The organism is Xanthomonas sp. WHRI 8393, from assembly GCF_040203315.1.
Classification (GTDB): domain Bacteria; phylum Pseudomonadota; class Gammaproteobacteria; order Xanthomonadales; family Xanthomonadaceae; genus Xanthomonas; species Xanthomonas arboricola.
Map to the genome: position 1 here is coordinate 957,666 of NZ_JBEGGL010000002.1, position 24,150 is coordinate 981,815.

The 24,150-nt window shown below is 65.3% G+C and carries 18 protein-coding genes; 13 read left to right on the top strand and 5 right to left on the bottom strand.

The features are described from left to right. Positions 1–245 precede the first annotated feature (245 nt). The 7 genes from dapB (at position 246) to recJ (ending at position 9,206) form a co-directional block, all read left to right on the top strand. Complete coding sequence (gene dapB / locus ABQ137_RS10230) at positions 246–962, top strand: 4-hydroxy-tetrahydrodipicolinate reductase (protein ID WP_349782275.1); 717 nt, start codon at positions 246–248, stop codon at positions 960–962. 240 nt (positions 963–1,202) lie between these two features. Continuing rightward, the gene (carA, locus tag ABQ137_RS10235) at positions 1,203–2,336 is read left to right on the top strand and encodes a glutamine-hydrolyzing carbamoyl-phosphate synthase small subunit (RefSeq protein WP_039515060.1); all 1,134 of its coding nucleotides are present in this window, start codon (positions 1,203–1,205) and stop codon (positions 2,334–2,336) included. Continuing rightward, the gene (locus ABQ137_RS10240; RefSeq protein WP_024937722.1) at positions 2,333–2,689 is read left to right on the top strand and encodes a hypothetical protein; all 357 of its coding nucleotides are present in this window, start codon (positions 2,333–2,335) and stop codon (positions 2,687–2,689) included. The genes carA and ABQ137_RS10240 overlap by 4 nt, the downstream gene beginning before the upstream one ends. A 114-nt stretch (positions 2,690–2,803) precedes the next feature. Continuing rightward, the gene (gene carB / locus ABQ137_RS10245) at positions 2,804–6,046 is read left to right on the top strand and encodes a carbamoyl-phosphate synthase large subunit (RefSeq protein ID WP_024937721.1); all 3,243 of its coding nucleotides are present in this window, start codon (positions 2,804–2,806) and stop codon (positions 6,044–6,046) included. 8 nt (positions 6,047–6,054) lie between these two features. Next, positions 6,055–6,519 carry a transcription elongation factor GreA gene (gene greA, locus ABQ137_RS10250; protein WP_024937720.1) on the top strand — a complete coding sequence of 155 codons (465 nt, stop codon included), beginning with the start codon at positions 6,055–6,057 and terminating at the stop codon, positions 6,517–6,519. Between the two features lie 30 nt (positions 6,520–6,549). Further along, the gene (locus tag ABQ137_RS10255) at positions 6,550–7,470 is read left to right on the top strand and encodes a phosphoglycerate mutase (protein ID WP_349782278.1); all 921 of its coding nucleotides are present in this window, start codon (positions 6,550–6,552) and stop codon (positions 7,468–7,470) included. Next, positions 7,467–9,206, top strand: coding sequence for a single-stranded-DNA-specific exonuclease RecJ (gene recJ / locus ABQ137_RS10260; protein ID WP_349782280.1), 1,740 nt, complete (start codon positions 7,467–7,469; stop codon positions 9,204–9,206). The genes ABQ137_RS10255 and recJ overlap by 4 nt, the downstream gene beginning before the upstream one ends. A gap of 227 nt (positions 9,207–9,433) precedes the next feature. Here the strand turns inward: recJ and ABQ137_RS10265 are convergent, their stop codons facing one another. From ABQ137_RS10265 to ABQ137_RS10275, 3 genes are all read right to left on the bottom strand, one after another. Continuing rightward, positions 9,434–10,471 (bottom strand): DUF1176 domain-containing protein, encoded by a 1,038-nt coding sequence (locus ABQ137_RS10265; RefSeq protein WP_349782282.1) that lies wholly within the window; start codon positions 10,469–10,471, stop codon positions 9,434–9,436. A 100-nt stretch (positions 10,472–10,571) separates the two neighbouring features. Next, positions 10,572–11,786, bottom strand: coding sequence for an acyltransferase family protein (locus ABQ137_RS10270; protein ID WP_349782361.1), 1,215 nt, complete (start codon positions 11,784–11,786; stop codon positions 10,572–10,574). A gap of 188 nt (positions 11,787–11,974) precedes the next feature. After that, positions 11,975–13,171, bottom strand: a complete 1,197-nt coding sequence (locus tag ABQ137_RS10275; protein WP_349782284.1) for an acyltransferase family protein — start codon at positions 13,169–13,171, stop codon at positions 11,975–11,977. 210 nt (positions 13,172–13,381) lie between these two features. Here ABQ137_RS10275 and ABQ137_RS10280 point away from each other — a divergent pair, with 210 nt between their 5' ends. From ABQ137_RS10280 to ABQ137_RS10300, 5 genes are all read left to right on the top strand, one after another. Then, the gene (locus tag ABQ137_RS10280) at positions 13,382–14,230 is read left to right on the top strand and encodes a LytTR family DNA-binding domain-containing protein (RefSeq protein WP_243849373.1); all 849 of its coding nucleotides are present in this window, start codon (positions 13,382–13,384) and stop codon (positions 14,228–14,230) included. A 73-nt stretch (positions 14,231–14,303) separates the two neighbouring features. Next, positions 14,304–15,429 (top strand): peptide chain release factor 2 gene (gene prfB / locus ABQ137_RS10285; RefSeq protein ID WP_102252050.1). Its coding sequence is split into 2 segments (ribosomal slippage): positions 14,304–14,378 and positions 14,380–15,429, totalling 1,125 coding nucleotides; the frame shifts between segments, so codons are not numbered across the junction. Between the two features lie 212 nt (positions 15,430–15,641). Next, on the top strand, positions 15,642–17,159 hold the full coding sequence (lysS, locus tag ABQ137_RS10290; protein WP_046342469.1) for a lysine--tRNA ligase: 1,518 nt from the start codon (positions 15,642–15,644) through the stop codon (positions 17,157–17,159). Between the two features lie 140 nt (positions 17,160–17,299). Beyond that, a complete protein-coding gene (gene rpfG / locus ABQ137_RS10295) occupies positions 17,300–18,436 on the top strand; it encodes a cyclic di-GMP phosphodiesterase response regulator RpfG (protein WP_024937712.1) in 1,137 nt (378 codons plus the stop codon). Positions 18,437–18,440: 4 nt separating this feature from the next. Continuing rightward, positions 18,441–20,639 carry an ATP-binding protein gene (locus ABQ137_RS10300; protein WP_181097770.1) on the top strand — a complete coding sequence of 733 codons (2,199 nt, stop codon included), beginning with the start codon at positions 18,441–18,443 and terminating at the stop codon, positions 20,637–20,639. A gap of 55 nt (positions 20,640–20,694) precedes the next feature. Here the strand turns inward: ABQ137_RS10300 and ABQ137_RS10305 are convergent, their stop codons facing one another. Together ABQ137_RS10305 and rpfB are read right to left on the bottom strand one after the other, a co-directional pair. Beyond that, positions 20,695–21,564 carry a crotonase/enoyl-CoA hydratase family protein gene (locus ABQ137_RS10305; RefSeq protein ID WP_104568489.1) on the bottom strand — a complete coding sequence of 290 codons (870 nt, stop codon included), beginning with the start codon at positions 21,562–21,564 and terminating at the stop codon, positions 20,695–20,697. A gap of 183 nt (positions 21,565–21,747) precedes the next feature. Beyond that, complete coding sequence (gene rpfB / locus ABQ137_RS10310; RefSeq protein WP_104568488.1) at positions 21,748–23,430, bottom strand: fatty acyl-CoA ligase RpfB; 1,683 nt, start codon at positions 23,428–23,430, stop codon at positions 21,748–21,750. 97 nt (positions 23,431–23,527) lie between these two features. Between rpfB and ABQ137_RS10315 the strand changes: the two genes are divergently transcribed. Further along, positions 23,528–23,977 carry a Cif family virulence factor gene (locus ABQ137_RS10315; RefSeq protein ID WP_024937708.1) on the top strand — a complete coding sequence of 150 codons (450 nt, stop codon included), beginning with the start codon at positions 23,528–23,530 and terminating at the stop codon, positions 23,975–23,977. The last annotated feature ends 173 nt before the right edge of the window (positions 23,978–24,150 follow it).

Consider the following 24,150-nt stretch of genomic DNA (forward strand, 5'->3'; position numbering starts at 1 on the left):
CGCATGGCGCCAACCCACACCTGCCGGCCAAGCCGTGTCGCCCCCAACTCAGCAATCAACCACCACGCACACCTCGCGGATATCACCAAGCCAAAGCGCCACCGCACGTAAAACGTGCACACCCGCACCCGCTCTAACGATTCCCCAGTCCCCATTCCCGATTCCCGCCCCCAACCAATCCCCAATCCCAACTCCCCAATCCCGGCTATCTTGTACAACCCCATCGCCCAGCTAGGCCTGCCGCCATGACACCGTCTCCTGTGAAAGTTCTGATCCACGGCGCCTCCGGGCGGATGGGCAAGGCGTTGCTGCGCCTGGCTGCCGAAGACGAAGCGCTGCACGTCGTCGGTGCGGTAGTGGGGCGCTCGCCGTCGCAACGCGTGGTGGACGGCGTGCCGTACTTTGCCGCCAGCGAACTCGGCGGTGCGCCGGCCTTCGATGTGGCAATCGACTTCAGCCTGCCGCAGGGCTTCGCACCGATCCTGGCGCTGTGCGCGCAGCGCGGCAAACCGCTGGTGTCCGGCACCACCGGTCTGGATGAGGCGCAGCGCGCCGCGTTGCTGGAGGCCGCGCAACAGATCCCGTTGGTGTGGGCGTCCAACTTCAGCCTGGGCGTTGCGGTGCTGACCGAACTGGTGGAGCGTGCCGCCGGCAGCCTGCCGGGCTGGGATTGCGACATCGTCGAGGCGCATCACGTGCACAAGCAGGACGCACCCTCCGGAACCGCACTGACGCTGGGGGAGGCGGCCACCGGCAGCGGCGCGCAGCCGCGCTTTGCCAGCCTGCGCGCCGGCGACATCGTCGGCGAGCACATGGTGCAGTTCACCGGGCTGGGCGAGCGGGTGGAGCTGGTGCACCGCGCCACCAACCGCGACATCTTTGCGCGCGGTGCCCTGCATGCGGCCAAGCGGCTGCTCGGCAAGCCGGCCGGCAGCTATCGCGTGCGCGATCTGGTGCTGTAAGCCGGCGCATCGCCGCGCATGAATGGCAAGTGATCGCGGTGGCGCATTCATCCCGCCATTGCGGTGGCACTGCGGCGACCGGTGTTCTCCAGGCTGGCATGCCGGGGCACTTGCCTTTACAATTCTCGCTTGCCCGAACCAGCGTCGGACCGGTCCTCAGCACCGCGTCCGCGCTTTGCTGCAACCGGAATTTGGCCGGAAGCGCATCGGAGTCCCAGGCAGCCAGAGCGAGACCCCCACGTGACCCAACCCGCAATCCTTGTCCTCGAAGACGGCACCGTGTTCGAGGGCGAATCCGTAGGCGCCAACGGGCTTTCCGTCGGCGAAGTGGTGTTCAACACCGCCATGACCGGTTACCAGGAAGTCCTGACCGATCCCTCCTACGCCCGCCAGATGGTCACGCTGACCTATCCGCATATCGGCAACACCGGCTTTACCGATCAGGATGACGAGGCCAGCAAGATCTGGGCCGCCGGCCTGATCGTGCGCGACGTGCCGCGTCGCCCCAGCAGCTGGCGCAGCGAAGTCGCACTGCCGGAGTGGCTGCAGGCCCGCGGTGTGGTGGCCATTTCCGGCATCGACACCCGCAAGCTGACCCGCCTGTTACGGCAGAAGGGCGCCCAGAACGGCGCACTGATGGCCGGCGAGATCGATGTCGCCAAGGCGCTGGAAGCCGCGCGCAGCTTCCCCGGCCTGAAGGGCATGGACCTGGCCAAGGTGGTTTCCACCGAGACCAGTTACAGCTGGCAGGAAGGCTCGCTGGATCTGAATTCCGACACCTTCGTGCGCGCCGAGCTGAAGCACAAGGTTGTTGCTTACGATTACGGCGTCAAGCTCAACATCCTGCGCATGCTGGCCGACCGTGGGTGCGACGTCACCGTGGTGCCGGCGCGCACGCCAGTGGCCGAGGTGCTGGCAATGCAGCCCGACGGTGTGTTCCTGTCCAACGGCCCGGGCGACCCGGAGCCCTGCGATTACGCCATCAGCGCCATCCAGGAACTGATCGCCAGGCAGGTGCCCACCTTCGGCATCTGTCTGGGCCATCAGCTGCTGGCGCTGGCCGCCGGCGCCAGCACGGTCAAGATGACCACCGGCCATCACGGCGCCAACCATCCGGTGCAGGATCTGGACGGCGGGCGGGTGATGATCACCTCGCAGAACCATGGCTTTGCGGTCGACGAAAGCACGCTGCCGGCCAATGTCCGGGTGACCCATCGGTCGCTGTTCGATGGCACCAATCAGGGCATCGCGCTGACCGACGCACCGGCGTTCTCGTTCCAGGGCCATCCGGAAGCCTCGCCGGGGCCGCGCGATGTGGGGCCGTTGTTCGACCGGTTCGTGGAGTTGATGGCCAAGGATGCCAAGCGCGCATGAGCGCTCGTTTGATGGGTGTGCTGATCGTGCTGATGGGCGTTGCGCTGACGTATTGGGGCGTGTGGATGCCGCTGGAGCAGGCACGCGCTGGCGCACAGTCGATCACGCTGCACGGCGGCATGAAGCTGGCCTTGCTGGTGCCGATGTGCTTCGTTTTCGGTGTCGGCTATGTGGTTGGAGGGGGATCTTTTCACCACCGCATGCAGAACACCGACCCGGACAAGGTACGCCGTTGGGGCAAGACCTCCGGGATCGGCTGGCTGCTGATCCTGGGCAGCTTTGCCGCGTCCTTCGGGCTGTATCAATGGCTTCAGCACACCCTGCGCGCCCTCGGCTATGGATCTGCCGGATGAACCCGGCATTCGGCTCTGCCGAGCCGATGCACTATCACGCCGCGTCGCGATGCGATCGCCGCGGCCACTCTTCCGCACCTGCGGCTTGCCGCATGTTCCTAATCGAGTAAAGAAATGCCAAAGCGCACCGACCTAAAAACCATTCTGATCATCGGCGCCGGCCCGATCGTCATCGGCCAGGCCTGCGAGTTCGATTACTCCGGCGCGCAGGCGTGCAAGGCGCTGCGCGACGAGGGCTATCGCGTGGTGCTGGTCAACAGCAATCCGGCCACGATCATGACCGACCCGGACATGGCCGATGCGGTGTACATCGAGCCGATCAACTGGCAGACGGTCGAGAAGATCATCGCCAAGGAAAAGCCCGATGCCCTGCTGCCGACCATGGGCGGGCAGACCGCGCTGAACTGCGCGCTGGATCTGGCCGACCACGGCGTGCTGGAGAAGTACAACGTCGAGCTGATCGGTGCCAAGCGCGAAGCCATCCGCATGGCCGAAGACCGCGAGCTGTTCCGCGTGGCGATGGGCGAGATCGGCCTGGATTGCCCCCGCGCCGAAGTGGCGCACACGCTGGAAGAGGCGCTGGATATCCAGACCCGGGTCGGCTACCCGACCATCATCCGTCCCAGCTTCACCCTGGGCGGCAGCGGCGGCGGCATCGCCTACAACCGCGAAGAGCTGATCGAGATCGTCGGCCGTGGCCTGGAACTGTCGCCGACCACCGAAGTGCTGGTGGAAGAATCGGTGCTGGGCTGGAAGGAATTCGAGATGGAAGTGGTCCGCGACACCGCGGACAACTGCATCATCGTCTGCGCGATCGAAAACCTCGATCCGATGGGCGTGCATACCGGCGACTCGATCACCGTGGCGCCGGCGCAGACGCTGACCGACAAGGAGTACCAGCGCCTGCGCGATGCCTCGATCGCAGTGCTGCGCAAGATCGGTGTGGATACCGGCGGCTCCAACGTGCAGTTCGGCATCAGCCCGACCACCGGCCGCGTGGTGGTGATCGAGATGAACCCGCGCGTGTCGCGCTCCTCGGCGCTGGCGTCCAAGGCCACCGGTTTCCCGATCGCCAAGGTCGCCGCCAAGCTGGCGGTGGGCTACACGCTGGACGAATTGAAGAACGAGATCACCGGTGGCCTGACCCCGGCCTCGTTCGAGCCGTCGATCGACTACGTGGTCACCAAGATCCCGCGCTTTGCGTTCGAGAAATTCCCGCAGGCCGATGCGCGCCTGACCACCCAGATGAAGTCGGTGGGCGAGGTGATGGCGATGGGCCGCACCTTCCAGGAATCGCTGCAGAAGGCGCTGCGTGGCCTGGAAACCGGCAAGATCGGGCTGGACCCGACCGGCCTGGATCTGAGCAGCGAAGACGATATCGCCGCGCTCAAGCGCGAGCTCAAGGCACCGGGCCCGGAGCGGCTGTTCTATGTCGCCGATGCGTTCCGCGCCGGCATGAGCGTGGCCGATGTCTACGCGCTGTCGTTCATCGACCCGTGGTTCCTGGATCAGATCGAAGAACTGATCAGCCACGAACAGCAACTGGCCGATGACGGCATGCCGGCACTGGATGCGGCGCGTCTGCGCACGCTCAAGCGCGCCGGTTTCTCCGACGCGCGCCTGGCCGAGCTGACCGGCACCAACGAGGAATCGGTGCGCACGCTGCGTCGCGCGCTCAAGGTGCGCCCGGTCTACAAGCGCGTGGATTCCTGCGCCGCCGAATTCGCCACCAGCACCGCGTATCTGTATTCGACCTACGAGGACGAGTGCGAGGCGCTGCCGACCGACCGCGACAAGATCATGATCCTGGGCGGTGGCCCCAACCGCATCGGCCAGGGCATCGAGTTCGACTACTGCTGCGTGCATGCGGCGCTGGCGCTGCGCGATGACGGCTACGAGACCATCATGGTCAACTGCAACCCGGAGACCGTATCCACCGACTACGACACTTCCGACCGTCTGTACTTCGAGCCGCTGACGCTGGAAGACGTGCTGGAAATCGTCGAGCTGGAAAAACCCAAGGGCGTGATCGTGCAGTACGGCGGCCAGACCCCGCTGAAGCTGGCGCGCGCGCTGGAAGCCAACGGCGTGCCGGTGATCGGCACCTCGCCCGATTCGATCGATCTGGCCGAAGACCGCGAGCGGTTCCAGCAATTGGTCGACAAGCTGGGCCTGAAGCAGCCGCCGAACCGCATTGCCCGCAATGCCGAGGAAGCCCTGGTGCTGGCGCGCGAAATCGGCTATCCGCTGGTGGTGCGCCCGAGCTACGTGCTGGGCGGCCGCGCGATGGAAATCGTCTACGGCGAATCCGACTTGGCGCGCTATGTGCGCGACGCGGTCAAGGTCTCCAACGATTCGCCGGTGCTGCTGGACCGCTTCCTCGACAACGCGGTGGAAGTGGACGTGGACATCATTGCCGACAAGGACGGCAACGTGCTGATCGGCGGGCTGATGGAACACATCGAAGAGGCCGGCGTGCATTCGGGCGATTCGTCTTGCTCGCTGCCCCCGTACTCGCTCTCGCCCAAGACCCAGGCCGAGCTGCGCCGTCAGGTGGTGATGCTGGCCGAAGGCCTGAACGTGGTCGGCCTGATGAATACCCAGTTCGCGGTGCAGGTGAACGAGGCCGGCGACGATGTGGTGTTCCTGCTGGAAGTGAATCCGCGTGCCTCGCGCACCGTGCCGTTCGTGTCCAAGGCGATCGGCATGCCGCTGGCCAAGATCGCCGCGCGCTGCATGGCCGGCAAGACGCTGGCCGAGCAGGGCGCCACCAAGGAAATCGTGCCGGGCTATTACTCGGTGAAGGAGGCGATCTTCCCGTTCGCCAAGTTCCAGGGCGTGGACCCGATCCTCGGGCCGGAGATGCGCTCCACCGGTGAGGTGATGGGCGTGGGCCGCAGCTTCAGCGCCGCGTTTGCACGCGCGCAGGAGGCCGGCGGCATCAAGGCCCCGCCGGTGGGCAAGGCGTTCGTGTCGGTGCGCGATCCGGACAAGCAGCGCGTGTTGCCGGTGGCGCAGGCGCTGGTGGAGCGTGGCTATACGCTGGTCGCCACGCGCGGTACCGGTGCCTGGCTGCAGCAGAACGGGCTGAGCTGCGAGATCGTCAACAAGGTCGCCGAAGGGCGCCCGCATATCGTCGATTCGATCAAGAACGGCGAGATCGTGTATATCGTCAACACCACTGAAGGTCGCGCCGCCATCTCCGACTCGTTCTCGATCCGGCGTGAAGCGTTGCAGCATCGCGTGACCTATTCGACCACTGTTGCCGGCGCCAAGGCGCTGGTGCATTCGCTGGAATTCCGCGGCACCGGCCCTGTCTGGTCGCTGCAGGAACTGCACAAGGAGCTGGAAGCATGAGAGCACCCATGACGGCAAAGGGCGCGCAGCGTCTGCGCGAAGAGCTGGACCAGCTGAAGTCGGTCAAGCGTCCGGCGGTGATCAACGCGATCGCCGAAGCGCGCGCGCACGGCGATCTGAAGGAAAACGCCGAATACCACGCCGCGCGCGAGCAGCAGAGCTTCATCGAAGGCCGCATCAAGCAGCTGGAAGGCGAGCTCTCGCATGCCGAGATCATCGACATCACCAAGCTGTCGGCCGGCACCAAGATCGTGTTCGGTGCCACGGTGACGCTGGCCGACACCGAGACCGACGAAGAAAAGCGCTACCAGATCGTTGGCGATCTGGAAGCGGACATCAAGCTGGGCATGATCGCGATCTCCTCGCCGCTGGCGCGTGCGTTGATCGGCAAGCTGGAAGGCGACTCGGTCACCATCGATGCGCCGGCCGGCCAGCGCGAGTACGAAGTGGTCAGCGTTGCCTATCTGGACTGACGGGCCGGGATTGAACGCCGTCACCGCCCGATGACCACCGCCACGCTGCTGCTGCCGGAAAAACGCCGCCTGCCCGGTGAACTGGGCGACACGCCGGTGGCACGCGCACTGGCGCGTGCCGACCAGCACGGTGCCGAGCCCGGCGAAGTGGCGCAGCTGCAGCGCCACTTCACGCTGACGCCTGCGCACTGGCCGGTGGCCGCGTTGACCCGCCAGCTCGATGCCGGCGATGCGGCGGGTGCGACCTGGGTGCGTGCCGATCCGGCCTATGTGGTGCCGGATATGCAGGGCGCGCGCTTGATGGGCTACGGCGAGGCACTCGGCCCCACGGCCGAGGACCTGGCGGTGTTGCTGCCCATCCTCAAGCCGATGTTCGGCGATGCCGGCTTCCTGCTGGATGCGCCCACGCCTGCGCGCTGGTACCTGCGGCTGTCGCCGGATGCCAAATTGCCGGAATTTGCGCCACCGGATCTGGCGATCGGCGACGACCTGTTTGAGCATCTGCCGGCCGGCGAGATCGGCCGGCGCTGGCGTGCCTTGCTGACCGAGGCGCAGGTGGTGCTGCATCAGCATCCCTGGAACGAGGGCCGCGTGGCCAGCGGCAAGCCGGCGATCAATTCGCTGTGGTTCTGGGGCGGCGGCGTGCTGCCGCATGCGGTGAGCTCGCCGCACCGTCAGGTGCGCAGCCGCGAATCGCTGCTGCGTGCGCTGGCGCTGGCGGCCGGTGCCGATGCGCAGGGCGAACAACGCGTGGATGCGTTGGTGGACCTGCGCCATCTGCGCTCGCTGCAGCAGTTCAGCGACGATGCGGTGGCGCCCTTGCTGGCGGCGATGGCACGTGGCGAACTGGATCGGCTGGTGCTGGATTTCCAGGACGGCGAAACCGTGTCGCTGACGCCTGCGCAACGCTGGCGTTTCTGGCGCAAGCCGCGCGTACAGCTGGCGCAATGACCTCCACCCCGCGGATCGTTCGGCGCCCGCCCGGGCAGGCCGGCAGCTGGCCCGATGCCATGTTGCCGCTGCTGCGCCGCATCTATGCCGCGCGCGGCGTCACCGATACCCACGGCGCGCACCCGCGCCTGGGTCAGTTGCTGTCGCCGCAGTTGCTGCACAACAGTGACGTGGCCGCCGAGTTGCTGGCCGATGCGATCGCCCGGCAACGGCGCATCCTGGTGGTGGGCGATTTCGACTGCGATGGCGCCACCGCCTGTGCGGTCGGCGTGCGTGGCTTGCGCATGCTCGGTGCGCTGGATGTGCATCACGCGGTACCCAATCGCATGGTGCATGGCTACGGCCTGTCGCCGGCCCTGGTGGAGGACCTGGCCGCATTGCAGCCGGATCTGCTGGTCACGGTCGATCACGGCATCGCCTGCCACGCCGGCGTGTCTGCGGCCAAGGCGCGTGGCTGGACGGTGCTGGTCACCGACCATCACCTGCCTGGCGAGGTATTGCCGCCGGCCGATGCGATCGTCGATCCGAATCTGGCCAACGATCGCTTCCCGAGCAAATCCCTGGCCGGGGTCGGGGTGATCTTCTATGTGCTGATGGCCTTGCGCGGCGTGCTGCGCGCGCGCGGTGCCTTCGCCGAACGCGCCGAGCCGGATCTGTCGGTATTGCTGGACCTGGTGGCAGTCGGCACCGTTGCCGATCTGGTGCCGCTGGACACCAACAACCGCGCGCTGGTGTCGGCCGGCCTGCGCCGCCTGCGCGAGGGCAAGGGTTGCATCGGCCTGCGCGCCTTGATCGATGCCAGCGGCCGCGATGTGGCGCGTCTGAGCGCCAGCGACATCGGATTTGCGTTGGGCCCGCGTCTCAACGCAGCCGGCCGGCTGGAAGACATGGCGCTGGGCATCGAGCTGCTGCTCAGCGAGGACTGGAACCGGGCACGCGAGATCGCCGGCACCCTGGAAGAGATCAACGCCGAGCGCCGCGCGGTGCAGCAGTTGATGACCGACGATGCCGAGCAGGCCGTCACCAAGGTGGTGCTCGATGCCGATGGCGCGTTGCCGATCGCCGCGTGCCTGTTCGATGCCGACTGGCACCCGGGCGTGATCGGCCTGGTCGCCTCCAAGCTCAAGGACCGCCTGCATCGCCCGGTGATTGCATTGGCGCCGGCCGAGCCGGGCAGCAGTCAGCTGCGTGGTTCGGCGCGCTCGATCCCCGGCCTGCATATCCGCGATGTGCTGGCGGCAGTGGATGCGCGCCACCCGGGCCTGATCCAGAAGTTCGGCGGGCATGCGATGGCCGCGGGGCTGAGTCTGGAGCATGCCGCGCTGGCGACCTTCGAACAGGCATTCCAGCGCCAGGTGCAGGCGATGGTCGACGCCTCGCTGCTGCATGCCGAGTTGCATAGCGATGGCGAACTGGCCGCGCACGAACTCGATCACCTGCATGCCGAGGCGCTGCGCGTGGCCGGGCCGTGGGGGCAGGGCTTTCCCGAGCCGCTGTTCGATGGTCAGTTCGAAGTGCTGCAATGGCGCCTGCTCAAGGAACGCCATCTCAAGCTCACCCTGCGCCGCGCCGGCCGCGCCGAACCGCTCAACGCCATCCACTTCAACGGCTGGCGCGGCAGCGAGCCGGCACGCATGGTGCGGCTGGCGTACCGCCTGGTCAGCGACGACTATCGCGGCGGCACCGCAGTGCAGTTGATCGTCGAGCATTGCGAGCCGGCGACAGTCACTGGCTGAGCGCGCGGCTGTCAATCGCGGGCTTCGGCAGGGGCGACAGCGCGGCCCTGCAGCCAGGCTTCACATCAACCGCTCTGTACGGGACGGCGAACCCACAGCCGGCATGTACGTGGTGGTACATGCCGCAAGTAGCGCCTGCCTGATGATGGCGGCAAAGTAGTTTCGTTCGTCGCTCAAGGTGTCTTGCAAGACAGTGCAAGCGCACGCTCGCACCGTCCTCGCCCCGGTCAGGGCGCCTTCTTGACTTCGGTCACCAAGGTCGGCAATTCCCACGCCCCGCCAGCGGCCACCAGCCGGCACAGGCCGGAGGTGGATTTGGAGGTCGGCACAAAACGGCGGCCGTCCCAGGTCCAGCTGGCCTCGCTGTAGCAGTCGCCCAGGCCGCGGCCCTTCTGCGATTCAAGGATAGTGGAACCGTCGATATCGCTGGCGTGCGTGGTCACCAACGTCGGCGCGAACGGCGCGCGTGCATTGATGACCCAGAAACCGGTGCCGACGTTGTAGGCGCCCATCCAGCAGTCAGTCGAGACCAGCAGTTTGTCGCTGCTGAGCCGGGTAACCGTCAGCGGCTCGGCTGCATCGCCGGCCTGCAGCCCCTTGCATTCCTCATCGGCCGGCAAGCTGGCGCGCAGTGCTTGGTAGAGCGCCGGCAGCGTGCCCAGGCGCGCATCGGCCGCTGGCGTTACTGCGAGTTTGACCGCACGCACCTGGGGTGCCGGCACGGCCGGCAGCACCGCAGCGTCGTCGCGATCGCCCTTGCGCACCAGTGCGCCGCGCGTGCCCAGCCGACCCTGGAACTCGTCCATCTTCAGCAGCACCGCCGCGGCACCGCGATCCGACAGCTGCCAGCGGCGACCATCGTTGCCGACCGCCACGATCTTGCTGCTGCGGGTCAGTGCGGCCAACAGCGCGGTCACCTGCGCGCTGGTCAGCGGTGCGGTGCCGCTGTCGCGATTCAATGCCAGCTTGCCCAGGTCGCGCTGGTCGATGCGCAAGGTGAGCGATGCCGGCATCTTGAGCTCGTCGTACTGGCCCAGCACCAACTCGGCGGTGACCTGCTGCCCCGCACCGGCCTTGCGGGTCAGCAAGACCGATACCGGCGTGCTGCCGTCGTCATCCGGCTGATAACCGGCAGCGCGGCAGGTGCGGGTGTTGTCGCAGGCGATGGTCCAGTCCTGGTGATCGAAGGCGATGCCGACCGGCGCATCGGCAAGGGCGGCGACGGGTGCGAGCAACAAGGTGGCGGCGAGCAGGGTAGGGCGCATGGTGTCTTCGAAAGAGCGTGTCCGGCGCGCATCTTGCGTTGCTGCCGACGGGCCGTCCAGTGCGTCGCATGCCGAAGCGGCACACGCCTGCGCAACATTTTCATGACGGCACCGGCGCGCTGTCGGTCTTGCTCGCCGGTCGCGGCCTGCGTGCACGCAATCCGAACAAGGGGCGCAACCAGCGCACCCGGCGGATCGCAAACTCATGCAACGCCAGGCAGCCGGTCACGGTGGCGGCGATCACCAGCGCCGGCTCCAGCCAGGCATTCAGATGCAGCGGCATCAGCCAGTACAGCGTCACGATGATCAGGCTCTGGTGCAGGATGTACCACGGGAACACCGCCTCCGTGCAGTACGGCAGCCAGGGGAACGGGCGATTCAATCGAAGCCTGGCCCAGCCAAGAATCGTCAGCAGCGCCAGCCAGGTGTAGGCAGCCCGTGCGCTGTGTTCGATCGCCTCCCACGGCAGCGCGGCCAGCGGTGCACCCAGTTGCGCAGTCTGCCCCTGGATGCTGGCATAGCGAATGCCCAGTTCGGTGCCGATCGCCACCAGCGCGGCGACCGAGGTGAGCCAGCGCAGTTGTACGGCCAGCTGCCAGAAGCGTTCGCGGCGTGCCAGCAGATACCCCAGGACGAACAGCGGAAACGATTCGGCGTGCACGAACCAGTCGCCAAACAGCGCGTGGGTGGGCGGATGCCGCGGCATCACCCACAGCACGCAGAACGCTTCCCACAGGATCGGCAACAGCAGCAGTGCCGGCACCGCCAGCGCGGCGGGTAAGCGCGGCCACGCGGCCAACCGCAGCGGTCGGGTCAGCGATACCAGCGCCATCAAGGCGATGGTGTAGGGCAGCAGATAGGCCAGATACCACAGATGGTTCCAGGTGATGCCGTGCTGCCAGCCATCGAAACTGCCGGCCGGCCATGGCCGCACCTGCCAGTAGCGCAACAGGAAGCTGCCGAAGCCCGGGCTGACCTTGCCGTTGCTCACGCCCTGGCAATAAGCCTGCACCGCGACCACCACGAACATGCCGAACAACAGCGGCGGCAGCAATCGCCCGCAGCGTTGCAGGGCGAAATGCCAGGGCCTGGCCTGCGGCCGCGCCAGCCCGATCGCGATGCCGGAGATCATGAACAACAGCGGCATCCGCCAGCGGTTGAGCACGATCATCGGCCATTGCAGCCATTGCGCGGTGTGCACGCTCTTGAGGTGGAAATCCCAGTCGGCCACATAGGCCATGCCCACGTGGTAGAGGATCAGCAGTGCGAAGGCGAAGACGCGCAAGGCATCGATATCGTGACGGCGTTCGGTCATGGTGGTGTCGGCAGGAGGCATGCCCGCATCCTCGGCAACGCAGGCCCCAAGCAGCTGCGCCAAGGGCGGCAATGCCGTCCCCGAGTGACCAGTTGCGGTCCCACAGGGACGAACCGGGGACGGCAAGCGGGCGGTTTTGTCGAAGATGCGCGGCTGCATTCCCGAGTCAGAAGCCAGGTCTGACATTGCTAGACCTCAGTTTCACCCTTTATTGGAATTGCGGCGCGCGGCGCCGGTAACGTCGGCAGGCCAAATAGCGGCCGCAGCCAGCGCTGCTTGCGAATGACCTCATAGCTGGCCAAGCACAGTACAGCGGTTGCGACGATCAGCGTCGCACTCTCGGCTAGCTGCGGCAGCGCCAATGGCTTCAGGGAATGCGCCAGTACCACGATGATCGTCTGGTGCAGGACATATACCGGAAACACTGCAGCAGTGAGATAGCGCAGCACGGCACCATCGGCATGACGGAAACGATAGGCGAAGCCCAGGATGGCGGCGATCGCGCACCATTGTTCTACCGCCCACACGGCACGCAAGAGCAGGCGCAGGGCGGTGGGTGCCGGGTGCGCATCGTCATAGATGGAGAAGTACCAGGTGTGGATCATCAGCGCATAGCTGCAAGAGGCCAGCAGCAGTGCTACCCAGCGCAGGCGCTGTAACGATTCCCAGATGCTGGCTATTGGCGCGATCAGCACCCCGATTAGGAAGACCAGCAGGTACTGCGCGTGGTTGTACCAGTCATCGAACAGCCAGTTGGTTTGCTGGAAGCGAGCCACCAGCACCAGCCGTGCGACCGCCAGTAGCGTCAGCGGTACCAGTAACGCACCCCAGCCCTGGAGCGGACGCGCAGCCCATGCGCACAGACGCACCTTCGCTGCCGCAGGAAGCAGGCGCCAGAGCAGCCACACCACCAGGGTGTACGCCCACAGGTAGGGCAAAAACCACAGGTGATTCCAGGTGGGCAGGCGCAGGCAGTCGCCATCGGCTCCACAAAACCCTTGGTAGGCGCTCAGATACTTGGCATAAAACGCCAGATAGCCCTGGCGGTAGCCGCCGGGCAATTGTTCGACGACTTGAAAGTAGGACTGTGGTGGCACGATCACGGCCATACCGAACAGCAGCGGCAGTAGCAGCTGACGCGAACGTCGGTACAGCAAGCCCTCGGGCTTGTTGTTCAGCATGAAGGCGGTGGCGACACCGGAAATCAGGAACAGCAGCGACATCCGCCACGGGCTGCTGAGCAGCATGACCGGCTCCAGCATCAGGTGGGTCGAGGAACTTTTGACGTGCCAGTCCCAGGTCACGTAATACATGCCGACGTGATAAAGCACCAATAGGCCGAAGGCGATGACGCGCAGCCAGTCCAGATCGTGACGCCTTTGCATTGGCCGCCCTGCACCAAGGATGATATGCCCCAACTACGCGAGATGACGCAGCGGGCGACCAGCGGGAAGGGACGAAACAGGGATCTTCAGGGACGAATGGGTTCCGCCGTGGGGTGACGATCGGCGCCGCCAGCCTAGAATATGGGGATGAGTACCGACCCGGCACGCACGATCCTGGAGCGCTTTCTGCCTTGGCAGCGCAGCGCAGGCATGTTGTTTTGGCTGATGGTGGTGGTGGTCAACGCCAGTGGCAACGCCGTTACCGAGTTGATGGATCGCCGGCGCGCCGGGCTGCCGATCCAGAGCTGGGAACCCTGGGTGTGGGAGATGTCCAGCGGCTTGGTCTGGCTGCTGATGCTCGTCCCCGTCATCGCCTGGTTCACGCGGAAGCTGCCGTTACATCTGGATACCTGGCGGCGCCGGCTACCCTGGTATCTGTTGGTCAGCGTGGCGGTCTCGGTGGTGCATGTCGTCACGATGGTCGGCCTGCGCATGCTGACCTATCGGCTGCTGGGCGAACATTATGATTTTGGAGCGTGGCCGCAGGAATTGTTTTACGAGTACCTCAAGGACGTGCGTACTTTCGCGATCATCGTTGCGTGCATGCATGGCTACCGGTTTTTGCTGCGCCGCCTGCAGGGCGAGGTGCGGCTGCTGGCCGCGCCAGACGAAGGCCCGCCGGTCGAGCCGCTGGACCGTCCGGAACGCTTTCTGGTGCGCAAGCTGGGGCGCGACTTCCTGGTCGCCACTGCCGACATCGAATGGGTCCAGGCGTCGGGCAACTACGTCAACCTGCATGTACGCGGCCATGATTACCCACTGCGCAGCACGATGGCCGCGATCGAGGCCAGACTCGATCCGGCCGTGTTTGTGCGAATCCATCGCAGCTACATCGTCAACCTGGGCTGCGTGGTGTCGATCGAACCGCTGGACGCAGGCGAGGCGCGCGTGCATCTGTCCGGCAATGGCCAGCTGCCCTGCAGCCGTCGTTACCTGGCGCCGCTGCGGCGCGCCGCCGGACATGCCGAGGCGCCAGCGGTCCCGGCTATGCCGGGCTGAACAGCATGCCTACCGCGTTCCGCCACCGTCGCCCGCTTGCTAAACTAGCCAGCTTGTTTGCCGGAAGTCCGTCATGATCGAAACCAATCCGATCCGCCAGCGCATCACCGATCTCAACGATCGCGTGCTCTCGCTCAGGGGGTATCTTTGACTACGACGTCAAGAAAGAGCGTCTAGAAGAAGTCAGCCGGGAGCTTGAGAGCCCCGATGTGTGGAACGACGCCGAGCGCGCGCAGGCCCTGGGCCGCGAACGCTCGCTGCTGGAAAAGACCGTCATCGGCATCGCCGATGTGCTGGCCGGCCTGAGCGATGCGGCCGATCTGCTGGAACTGGCCGAAAGCGAGCAGGACGAGGACACCGCGGTGGCGGTGATCGCCGATCTGGACAAGTACCAGACCCATGTCGAGAAGCTGGAATTCCAGCGCATGTTCTCCGGCCAGATGGACGGCGCCAACGCGTTCGTCGACATCCAGGCCGGCGCTGGCGGCACCGAGGCGCAGGACTGGGCCGAAATCCTGTTGCGCATGTACCTGCGCTGGGCCGAGTCGCGCGGCTGGAAGACCGAGCTGATGGAAGTGTCCGGCGGCGAAGTCGCGGGCATCAAGTCGGCCACGATCCGCATCGAGGGCGAGTACGCCTATGGCTGGCTGAAGACCGAGATCGGCGTGCACCGGCTGGTGCGCAAGTCGCCGTTCGATTCGGACAACCGCCGGCATACCAGCTTCACCTCGGTGTTCGTGTCGCCGGAAGTGGACGACAACATCGAGATCGACATCAACCCGGCCGATCTGCGGACCGACGTGTATCGCTCATCGGGCGCCGGTGGTCAGCACGTCAACAAGACCGAATCGGCGGTGCGCATCACGCACATCCCGACCAATACCGTGGTCGCCTGCCAGACCGGCCGCAGCCAGCACCAGAACCGCGACAACGCGATGAAGATGCTGGCCGCCAAGTTGTACGAGCTGGAAGTGCAGAAGCGCAACGTCGAGCGCGACGCGCTGGAAGCCACCAAGTCCGACATTGGCTGGGGCAGCCAGATCCGCAACTACGTGCTCGACCAGAGCCGCATCAAGGATCTGCGCACCGGCATCGAACGCAGCGACACCCAAAAAGTGCTGGACGGCGACCTGGACGAATTCGTCGAGGCCAGCCTCAAGGCCGGTCTGGCGGCAGGCTCCAAGCGCCTGGATGCCTGACCGCAGCAAGACCTCGCCGCGCCCGCCGCGCAGCGACGTCTTTTTTCGCGGACGCTGCGACATGTGCAGCGCCACGCAGCCTGTACATCGCCACGCAGTCCCGTTGCGCCGTGCAGTTGTCACCGATACACCGTAAAACGCAGGAACCGGCCAGCCCGGTTCCGCATTCTCCACCGGGCACGCGCCCGACCTATCGCAGACCGATTCCCGCCATGACCGAGCAGACCCCCGCGCCGCAGATCCCCGCCGACGAGAACAGCCTCATCGCCGAGCGTCGCGCGAAACTGGGCGCGTTGCGCGGCCAGGGCATCGCCTATCCCAACGATTTCGTGCGCGAACACTTCGCCGGCGATCTGCAGGCCGAATTTGCCGATGCCGACACCTGGACATCCGAAGCGCTGGAAGCGAGCGGGCGCACGGTCAGGATGGCCGGCCGCCTGATGGCCAAGCGGGTGATGGGCAAGGCCAGCTTTGCGCAGATCCAGGACGAGTCCGGGCGCGTGCAGCTGTTCCTGCAGGGCAATGTGCTGGGCGATGCCTATGCCGCGTTCAAGGGCTGGGATGTCGGCGACATCGTGGCGGTGGAGGGCGGGCTGACCCGCACCAAGACCGGCGAGCTGTCGGTCAAGGCGAGTGCGTTGCGCCTGCTGACCAAGTCGCTGCGTCCGTTGCCGGACAAGTGGCACGGCCTGTCGGACGTAGAGCAGCGCTATCGCCAGCGCTACGTCGATCTGATTGTCACGCCGGAGGCGCGCGAGGTCTTCATCAAGCGCTCCAGGATCATCCGCGCGATCCGCGCCTGGCTGGATACGCGCCGCTTCCTGGAAGTGGAAACGCCGATGATGCATTACATCCCCGGTGGCGCCACCGCCAAGCCGTTCACCACCCACCACAACGCGCTGGATCTGGACCTGTACCTGCGCGTGGCGCCGGAGCTGTACCTCAAGCGGCTGGTGGTCGGTGGGCTGGAGCGGGTCTACGAGATCAACCGCAATTTCCGCAACGAGGGCGTGTCGACCCGGCACAACCCCGAGTTCACCATGCTCGAGCTCTACGAGGCCTATGCCACGTACCACGAGATCATGGACCTGACCGAGCAGGTGATCCGCGACACTGCGCAGTCGGTACTGGGCACCGCCCAGGTGAACTGGGACGGCGCCGCCATCGATCTGGCGCCGGCTTTCCGGCGCTGGCGCATGGATGAGGCCGTTCGTCACCACAATCCGGAGATCAGCGCGGCCGATTGCACCGATCGCGATGCGCTGCTGCGCCATTGCGAGCGGCTTAAGATCAAGGTCAAGCCGTCCTACGGCTGGGGCAAGTTGCTGCTGGAAATCTTCGAGGCCACCGTGGAACACACCCTGGTGCAGCCGACCTTCATCACCGACCACCCGGTCGAGGTGTCGCCGCTGGCGCGTTCTAGCGACACCGAGCCGGGGTACACCGACCGCTTCGAGCTGTTCATCAACGGCAAGGAGCTCGCCAATGGCTTCTCCGAGCTCAACGACCCGGAAGACCAGGCCGCGCGCTTCCAGGCGCAGGTGCAGGCCAAGGACGGTGGAGACGACGAAGCGATGCATTACGACGCCGATTACATCCGTGCGTTGGAGTACGGCATGGCGCCGACCGGCGGTCTGGGCATCGGCATCGACCGGCTGGTGATGCTGCTGACCGGCAGCACCTCGATCCGCGATGTGCTGCTGTTCCCGTACATGCGTCCGGAAGCCTGATCTTTTTTGTGCCGTCGGCGTGCCGACGGCACAGATACTGCATATGCTAGAGCGGAGCCCCGAATGGCGTATCGTCGGGGGAGTCGGCACAGCGGCCGGCGTCATCGCTTTTCCGTTCTCGGGATAGAGGAGCAACGGCTATGCAGGATGTTTTGGGTAATCTTGCCGGCGTATCGTCGGCGGATCCATCGGGAAGCTGGTCGGAAAAGGCGGATCTGGGATTGAACATCGTCATTGTCGATGACCAGATGTCTGCGCGGACGATGCTGCGCCACGTCATCGAGGACATCGCACCGGAGTTGAAAGTCCACGATTTCGGTGACCCGCTCGACGCGCTGGCGTGGTGCGAGGCCGGACGGGTGGACCTGTTGCTGCTCGACTACCGCATGCCCGGCATGGATGGCCTGGAGTTCGCCCGGCGTCTGCGCCGGCTGCCCAGCCATCGCGATATTCCGATCATCCTGATCACCATCGTCGGCGACGAGCCGATCCGCCAGGCGGCGCTGGAAGCGGGCGTGATCGATTTCCTGGTCAAGCCGATTCGCCCGCGCGAACTGCGTGCGCGCTGCGCCAATTTGCTGCAGCTGCGTCAGCAGAGCGAAAGCGTCAAGCAACGCGCACTGTCGCTGGAGCAGCGTCTGCTGGCCAGCATGAACGAGGTCGAGGAGCGCGAACGCGAGACGCTGTCACGGCTGGCGCGTGCCATCGAGTACCGCGATTCGGGCACCAGCGCCTTCCTGGAGCGCATGTCGCACGTGGCCGGCCTGATCGCCGAGCAGCTCGGCTTGTCGGAAGAAGAAGTGCGCATCATCGAGATGGCCGCACCGCTGCACGACATGGGCAAGATCGCCATTCCCGATGCGGTGCTGCTCAAGCCGGGCAAGCTCACCGACGACGAGATGAGCATCATGAAGCGGCATCCGCGGATCGGCTACGAGCTGCTCAGCGGCAGCCAGAACCGCTTCATCCAGGTCGGCGCCCTGATCGCGCTGCGTCACCACGAGCGCTACGACGGCACCGGCTATCCGGATGGACTGGTGGGCGAGGCGATTCCGCTGGAAGCGCGCATCGTGGCGGTGGCCGACGTCTTCGACGCGCTGTTGTCGCCGCGCCCGTACAAGGAGGCCTGGACCATGGACGCCGCGCTGGCTTATCTCTACGCACAACGCGGTCGCCTGTTCGACCCACGCTGTGTGGATGCGCTGCTGCGCGGCCGCGCGCAGCTGGACCAGATCTGCGGCGAATTCTCGACCGCATCGGCACGACCCGGGGTGTAAGGCTATGAATCCGTTCGGAAGGATCCGGCAGCGGTTGATGAATCGACCTGACAGCGAACATGGCCAGGCGATCGTCCGCATCGTTCTGATCAGCCTGATCCTGTCGTATGTCCTCGTGCCGAGTGTCCGGCACAGTTTGCCGCTGCACCAGCACACCGGTGTCTTGGTCATCGTGCTGACAGGTCTCGGGCTTGGCCTGGCGTTGTTTGGATGGCTGCTGTGGCGACCCGACCGCTCGGATGCGCGTCGCATCCTGGGCATGCTGGCCGATTACGGGTTGATGGCGGCCGGCATGATCCAGATGGGCGAGCCGCTGGCCTGGGTCTATGTCGTGGTGATGTGGGTCACCGTCGGTAACGGCCTGCGCTACGGCAACCGCTATCTGTATCTTGCGGTGGCAATGGCGGTGGTGAGCTTTTCCACGACGCTGTCGATGACCGAATATTGGCAACGCAACCAGCGCCTTGGGGTCGGGCTTGCGGTTGGTCTGGCCGCCGTTCCGCTGTATTTCTCCAGTCTGCTGCGGCAGTTGACCCGTGCAACCGCCGAGGCGCGCCGCGCCAGCGAGGCCAAGAGCCGCTTTCTGGCCAACATGAGTCACGAGTTTCGGACACCGCTGAACGGTCTGTCCGGAATGACCGAGGTATTGGCAACGACGCGTCTGGACGATGAGCAGCGCGAATGCCTGAAAACCATTCAAGCCTCCACACGCAGTCTGCTGGCGCTGGTGGAGGAGGTGCTGGACATCTCGGCCATCGAAGCCGGCAAGCTCCGCATCAATGCGTCCGATTTCGCATTGCGCGATACGCTGCAGGCCATTGCGCTGATCCTGGAACCGCAGGCGAAGACCAAGGGCCTGGACTACCGGGCGAACGTGGCAGAGGACGTGCCGACGCTCTTGCATGGGGATGCGATCCACCTGCAGCAAATCCTGCTCAATCTGGTCGGCAATGCGGTCAAGTTCACCGATCATGGCCGCGTGCAGCTGACCGTGGCGGTCAGCAATGCCCAGGCGGCGACCGCAGTGCATGCCCGCGCCGGACTGCGGCTGCGGTTCGAGATTCTGGATACCGGTATCGGCGTGCCGGTCGACATGCGCCCGCGCCTGTTCGAGGCCTTCGAACAGGCCGATACCGGACTGGCCCGGCGGTTCGAAGGCAGCGGGCTGGGAACGACCATCGCGCGGGGACTGGTCCAGTCGATGGGCGGCGCAATCGGTTTCGATGAAAATCCAGAAGGCGGTAGCCTGTTCTGGTTCGAGCTCCCGTTCGGTCCGGCGACCGCCAAGCCGGCCACCTCGACACCGCCCGTGTTGCAGGACGCCGATGCCACAACGATCCCGGGCAACGTGATCGCGTTTGCCGATCCATTCCTGCGCCACCGTGCCCGCGTACGCAGCATGATGATCCTGGTGGCAGACGATCACCTGGCCAACCGCCTGGTCCTGCAGCGGCTGTTGCAGAAAGCGGGACATCGCGTGACCTGCGTGGATGGGGGTGAGGCCGTGCTGGACGCGTTGGCCGAAACCGACTACGACGCCGCCATCGTCGACCTGCACATGCCCGGCGTCAGCGGCCTGGACATGCTCAAGCAACTGCGGGTCATGCAGGCGGGTGGCAAACCGGGCACCCCGGTGGTGGTGCTGAGTGCCGACGTGACACCCGAGTCGATTCGCAGTTGCGAGCAAGCGGGTGCATATGCATTTCTGGCAAAGCCCGTTGCGGCGGTCAAGTTGCTGGACACCCTGGCCGACATTGCCGTCAACCAGAAGTTGCGTCAGGCCGATCCGGTCATCGTCCAGCGTGGCCCGGCGTTGAGCGGTGTGGTGCTCGATCCTGCGGTCCTGGACGAACTGGCCGAACTGGGCATGGGGAAGGAATTCGAACGCGAGTTCATCCAACAGTGCCTCAGCGATGCGGCTGCCTGTGTGGTGCAGCTTGGCAAGGCCGCCGCCGACCAGGACTGGGAGCGGTTGCGCGAGCATGCGCATGCCGTCAAGGGGGTGTCCAGCAATCTCGGGCTGGTCGGACTGGCCGAGCAGGGCGGTGAGTTGATGCGGCTTTCCGAAGCCCAGTTACGCGCCGAATGGCGGCAGCGGCTGGAGCAGCTCAATCACGGGTTGATGCAAGGACGCGAAGCGCTTGCCCTGCGGGCCCAGAAAGCATCCGATGGCGACGTCACGGGCAACGGCGATTCGGGCTGAGCAAAGCCCGGCCATCGGCCGGGCCTGATTCCCCCAGTATTGGATCGACCAAAAATCAGGCAACGCTTGCGCCGGCTCGGCGATTTTGTGCCTTGACCAGGCGGTCCATCGTACGCAGCGATTTGTCGCTCAGTGCCAGCGCCGTGTCGACCCAGACTTCGGTAATGCGCAGCAATTCGTCGTAAGGCACTGCCTGTGCCAGATTGCGCGCCGCGTTCATTGCCAGATAGGAATTGGAGATGCGCTTCTGCTGGCGGATGAGGGTCTGGGTAGCCGCGACGCCCTGTCCCTTGGGCACCAGCACGTCCACGATCCCCATCGCATGCATCTCTTCGCTGCTGTAGATGCGTCCATCGAGAATGATCTTCTCTGCCAGTTGGGGCGAAACGCGACGGCACAGGAAGGAATACGCGCCCATGCCCGGAAACAGGCCGAACAGGACCTCGGGCAGCCCCATGCCGATGCCTTCCTCGGCCACGATGGTGTGGCAGGCCAGGGCCATCTCCAGCCCGCCTCCCAATGCATCGCCTTGCAGCAGCGCAATGCTGCGTACGTCCCCACCGAAGCCGACATGCAGGTGATGGACGCCTTCCACGCAGCGAATCGCATAACGCATGAGCTGCTCGCGATTCTGTTCGCGGATCAAGCGTGCGAACAGGTCCAGATCGCCGCCGAGATTGAATGCGTTCGCGTCGGAGGCCAGTACGAAATGGCGGAGCTCGCCGGTGCGACGCTCATGCGGAGCGCGGGTAATGGTGCTCATGATCTCCCACATGTCTTCCAGCAAGTCGGTCCGGCAGCACGGCCGTACTCCGGCATCCGCGTCCGCATGCATAAACAACCAGTGGGTGCCGTCGGCGACCGATGAGTCAACACGAATGGTTGAGTGAGGACGGCCGAGGTAGCGCTTTTCAATCGTGTTCATGGGCATGATCCTGGGAGGGCCCGCGATGGGAGAGTGGATGCCGGCGGGCGCGCACGATCCACTCCAAATCGATGCTACACCGGCACTATCTCCATGAACGCAGAGGGCTTTCCCATCGCCGGGAAAGCCCTCTGGTGTGCATCTTCGGCAGGATCTTCACTTCCTGCCGGGACATGTCTGCGATTACCTGGGTGGCGTATCCCGCAATTCGCGGCGCAGGATCTTGCCGACGTTGGTTTTCGGCAGTTCCTTGCGGAATTCGATCACTCGCGGCTGCTTGTAGCCGGTCAGGTTGGCGCGGCAGTGCGCCTTGACGGCGTCGGCGGTCAGGGCAGGGTCCTTCTTCACGATGACGGCCTTGACGATCTCGCCGGACTTTTCGTCCGGTACGCCGACGGCGGCCACTTCCAGCACGCCGGGCATCTCGGCAATCACGTCCTCGATCTCGTTCGGATACACGTTGAAGCCGGACACCAGGATCATGTCCTTCTTGCGGTCGACGATGTAGACGAAGCCCTGTTCGTCCATCCGCGCGATATCGCCGGTATGCAGCCAGCCGTCGGCATCCATGACCTTGGCGGTTTCTTCGGGCTTCTTCCAGTAGCCCTTCATCACCTGCGGGCCCTTGATGCATAGCTCGCCGATCTCGCCCAATGGCAGCGCCACACCGGCGTCGTCCTTGATGCAGGCATCGGTGGACGGAATCGGCAGGCCGATCGAGCCGTTGTAGTCCTTCAGGTCCATCGGGTTGATGCAGGCGGCCGGCGAGGTTTCGGTCAGGCCGTAGGCCTCGACCAGGGTCAGGCCGGTGACTTTTTTCCAGCGTTCGGCGACCGAACGTTGCACCGCCATGCCGCCGCCGAGGGTCATCTTGAGCGAGGAGAAATCCACCTGATCGAAGCCGGGGGTATTGAGCAGGCCGTTGAACAGCGTGTTGACCCCGGTGAAGGCGGTGAAGCGGGTCTTCTTCAGTTCCTTGACGAAGCCGGGCATGTCGCGCGGATTGCTGATCAGGTGATTGCAGCCGCCGATCTTCATGAAGACCAGGCCGTTGGCCGTCAATGCGAAGATGTGGTACAGCGGCAGCGCGGTGATCACCACCTCGGCGCCTTCTTCCAGCTTGCCGGTGCCGGCAAGCCACTGATGGGCCTGCTGCATGTTGGCCACCAGATTGCGGTGGGTGAGCATCGCGCCCTTGGCCACGCCGGTGGTGCCGCCGGTGTACTGCAGGAAGGCGATGTCGTCGGGCTCGATCTGCAAGGTCGGCACGCTGTGCTTGCGGCCCAGCGCCAGTGCGTCGCGGAAACGGATCGCGCCATTGATGCGGTAATCGGGCACCAGCTTCTTGACGTACTTGACGACGAAATTGACCAGCGCCGCTTTCGGGAAGCCGAGCATGTCGCCCAGCCCGGTGGTGATCACCTGCTTGACCGGGGTGTCGGCGATGACCTGCTGCACGGTGGTGCCGAAGTTGTCGATCACCACCAGCACGCTGGCGCCGGAGTCGATCAGCTGATGCTTCAGCTCGCGCGGGGTGTACAGCGGATTGACGTTGACCACGGTCAGGCCGGCACGCAGGATGCCGAAGGTGGCGACCGGATACTGCAGGCAGTTGGGCATCATCAGGGCGACGCGGTCGCCTTTCTTCAACTGCAGTTCGCCAAGCAGATAGGCGGCGAACTGCTCGACCAGTTGATCAGCTTCGCGATAGGTGATGGTCTTGCCGAAGCTGTGATACGCGGGGCGGTCGGCAAACCGCTTGACCGAGGTGGCGAACACCTCGGCCACGGTACGGAACTGCTCCAGATCGATCTCGGCGGCAACGCCGGCCGGATAACTTTGCAACCAAGGACGTGCCTGATTCATCTGCCCCCCTCCAGGGTATTCGGTACGTGACGCGGTGTGTTCCACGGCACTACAACAGCGGGCAGCATACCGTCATGGATGGAAAAGGCGAAGCGTGATGCAGAGCAGCATTCAAGCGTGGTGGCGGGTCGGGCTGGTCGCGATTTTGGTCGTGGCCTTGAGCGGTTGCACGCGTGCCGCACCGGAGCAACGGCTACGCGCAACACTGGAAGCGATGCATCAGGCGATCGAGGCGCGGCAGATTGGCGCGGCGATGGCGCCGGTGGCCGAGGACTTTGTCGGCGAACAAGGGCTGGACGCAGCCGGGCTGCGGCGACTGATGCAACTGCAGATGCTGGGCAACCGCCGCATCGGCGTGACCCTGGGGCCGGTGGAGGTGCAGCTGCGCGACGACACCGCGCGCGTGCGCTTCACCGCGCTGCTGACCGGTGGCAGCGGACGCTGGCTGCCCGAGCAGGCACAGACCTATCAGGTGACCACCGGCTGGCGCCTGCAGGACGGCGACTGGCAGCTGACGCACGCGCAATGGGAGCCCGCGGGGCGCTGAGCACGGCGACTCCGGTGTGCGCATCGTCAGGCGAGCGCGGCCAGTGTCTGGTGGCAAGGTATCTCCCCCGTTGCGCTGCGTCGCGTGCAGCGTCTTGCTGCCTCCGACGACGGTTCACCGTCCCGGCGTTGGCGAGTTCTGGCCACCCAAAACGACACTCCCGCCAGGCGGCG